The organism is Mesorhizobium sp. ZC-5 (assembly GCF_025753855.1).
In the GTDB taxonomy this organism is placed as follows: domain Bacteria; phylum Pseudomonadota; class Alphaproteobacteria; order Rhizobiales; family Rhizobiaceae; genus Neomesorhizobium.
Genome location: NZ_JAOWPT010000038.1, coordinates 1 through 2,979, shown reverse-complemented (window position 1 = coordinate 2,979; position 2,979 = coordinate 1). Strand labels below are relative to the sequence as shown.

General features: G+C 59.6%; 1 protein-coding gene and 2 pseudogenes. 2 read left to right on the top strand and 1 reads right to left on the bottom strand.

Annotation, left to right across the window (positions count from 1 at the left end; translation table 11 throughout):
* Positions 1-103: 103 nt before the first annotated feature.
* Positions 104-700, top strand: a pseudogene (locus OHD58_RS30315) (IS110 family transposase); the annotation flags it as partial.
* A gap of 241 nt (positions 701-941) precedes the next feature.
* On the opposite strand, the pseudogene istA reads toward OHD58_RS30315, so the two are convergent.
* Positions 942-1,544, bottom strand: a pseudogene (gene istA, locus OHD58_RS30310) (IS21 family transposase); the annotation flags it as partial.
* A gap of 492 nt (positions 1,545-2,036) precedes the next feature.
* Here istA and OHD58_RS30305 point away from each other — a divergent pair.
* A complete protein-coding gene (locus tag OHD58_RS30305; protein WP_263807288.1) occupies positions 2,037-2,732 on the top strand; it encodes a transcriptional regulator in 696 nt (231 codons plus the stop codon).
* Positions 2,733-2,979 lie beyond the last annotated feature (247 nt).

Sequence of the window (2,979 nt, the reverse complement as noted above, 5' to 3'; positions counted from 1 at the left end):
ACCAGCCAAAATCGCTATAGTCGCGGTTATGCGCAAGCTCCTCGTCACCGCCAACGCGCTCGTCAAAGCCGATCGCATCTGGGTCGAAAAACGTGCTTGATCACAACGGAAACTAATCGTCCAGCGCACTTCGCTCATCAATCACGCCCGCAGCCTTTTGGCCGAGTATGGCATCGTATTGCCACAGGGACCATGGCGCTTTGCCGCCCAAGCCGACGGCGATCGAGCAGGCTGAAATGTCTGACCTCGGGACGTCAACGTACGCGTCGCTAAACTCGATGCGAAGGTCGTCGAGATTTGCCGAGAAAGGGAAGATTGCCGCCGCCTGGCCGAACTCCCCGGCGTCGGTCCGATCATCGCGACCGCGCTCGTTGCGAGCGTCGATGATGCCAGTCACTTCCGTTCGGGCCGCGAACTCGCTTCGTGGATCGGACTGGTGCCACGACAATACACGACCGGTGGCAAGCCTCGTCTCGGCGGCATTGGCCGGCGTGCCAACCATTATCTGCGCTGGCAGATGATCCATGGTGCCCGCGCCGTGATCAGCCGGCTTGCGAAGCGTGATGACAGTCGCTCGCTCTGGCTGAAAGGAATCGTCGAGCGCCGCGGCTTCAACAAGGCGCTCGTGGCGCTTGCCAATAAGACGGCTCGCACCGCATGGGCGTTGCTGATGCGAAAGGAAAGTTACGCCGCCGCCTGAGCGCCGGCGCACAGATCGCTGCCTTCGCGGCGATGAGAGCGAGGTAGACACTGGTGGCACTACGGCACGGACCGCAGCTTCAAAGCCTGATTTACGACAGGGCCTACGAAGCCACTCATGTTATGAGGACCGAGGCAGCGGATTCCCATCAAGGCCAGGAGCGTGATCGCTCCAGCGACAGGCCGGATAGATTCACGCATCCCATGCCGTCCGCTACCAGCACTTTACCTTGCCCGGGAGGCGTCCATAGGTTGTCGCAGATGCCGCGGGTGCAGGCGCCGTGGAAGAAGCTGAACGCCCGGTCATGGGCATCGAACACCATCTCCTGCGTTTCGCGCGGATAGGCCCGCATGAAGAACATACGGCTTTGGCAAAGCCGCATGTGCGCCACCTTCACCATTACCGTCACGCCGTCGAGCAGAACGATCTCGTGGCTCCAGTCGAACTGGTAGGCCTCGCCCGGCGCAAAGCTCAACGGAATGTAGGCTTCGGCCGCGGCGCTGCCGCGATCCGCCTCCCAACTCTGAGCATGCCGCCACACCGAACTGCAGCTGCCGTCATAGCCGAGGCCGCGAAGCTCCTCGAAGATGCGGATCAGTGTCAGCCGCTCCCGCTGAGACTTGGCCGCATTCGCCGACAGCAGCCGATCCAGCTCGTCACGCCAGGCGCCCATCCGGGGATAAGGCTGATGCTTGCGCTCGTAGCGGAACTCTGTCTCCTCGGAACGCAAAACCTTGCGCACCACCTTCCGGGAGATCTTCAGCTCCCGGAAGATCGCCTTGATCGACTTTCCCTGCACCAGCGACAGCCGGCGTATCTTTGCAATCGTCTCCACAACCAACATCCAAAACACAAATGCCTCCGATCAAACCGGAGGCATCTTGATGACCCCATCGTTAAGGGATCCCGTTTGGACGAAAATCACCCCTCAAACAGGGTCCTCATTCCATGAAAAATCACACCCGCGAGCCGGTTAAACAAGAGCGCCTCCATCAGGGCAGTGGATCTAAGCACCTTGTCTACGGCCGGGAACGCCGGTTTTCCCCACGGCCATATCAAACTGGTATCCCGGGCGGTACGGGCAGTGATCGCCCGGAAGTCTGCCCTAGCGCGCCAAGCGAGAGGCACCGGGCCACTGACGCCCCAAATGGAGCTGGAAATACACCGGAACCGTATGTGAGCCCTCAGATTTACCGCGTCAATCGCCTAGTCTCTGCATCCTGTACCTCACGTTTGCACGTTGACTTTCCGTCATGAGATGCACATTAGTCAATATGATGACCCTAGATTCGTTCCCCGTACCGTTGGCCCTTATACTTTGTAAGGTTGCCCCGCAATGACATCAAAGCCGAGACCGCCTAACGACGAAGATAAGCCGATCCATCACGATGAACAGCGCGTCAACGATTTTCTGAAGATGCTGGCCCAACTGGTCCCGCAGATCGCGCGCAGCATCATGTATGACTGCGAGGTCGTGCTCCACGACAATCGCGTTTCGCCGCCGCGCATTCTTGCGATAGGCAACGGCCACGTCACTCGCCGCGGCGTCGGCGACCTTATGACGCGCATTGCGATTGGCGAGCACGACCTCACGAACCTTCAGGAGCCACTGTTCAATTACGGCTCCATTGCACCTGATGGCCGGCCTATACGCGTCAGTTTGCTGCCGATCATCATTGACGGAAGAACCGTCGCATACTTGGCAATCAATTTCGCCACGGGCGACTTGCTCATGGCGCAGAGGATCATCGGCCTGCTCACCCGTATAGAGCCTCATCCAACCCAGATCAAAGAGACGTTTTTGCCGAGCTCGCTGTCTCTTGAGCAACTCATTGACAGTTACCTTGAAGACTTTGCGCGCCCTCCGCATCTTCTCGACCGCGTGGACCGCATCGAGCTCGTGCGCCGCCTGCACGACCAAGGCGTGTTCCAAATGCGGGGCATCGTGCGAGAAATCGCGGGACGCCTTGGGATAAGTCGCGCGGCTGTCTACAACTATCTGAAGGTCGCCACTGAGGACGCGGCCTCCTAGGCCTTGCGGATCGCACAATCAACGGCATTGACACACAGGCTGACGCCACTTCTGGCCGCGTTCCGTCGCCTTTGTAAGGCGAGTCGCGCGGTAGTACGCCGCGCAAAGACACGCTGCGCATCAGAGATGCTGGACACCTCGAACTACGGCATTTCCAGAGGGGGTGGTGCGGCAATGAGGTTGCGAACAGCGCGGCGATGGAGGATTTCGGTCGTTGGGGCTGATGCTGGTTGCCGATTTCGGCATC

Bases quoted from the DNA above. Each gene is read 5' to 3' on its own strand.
- OHD58_RS30305 (WP_263807288.1), top strand. From the start codon at position 2,037: ATGACATCAAAGCCGAGACCGCCTAACGACGAAGATAAGCCGATCCAT.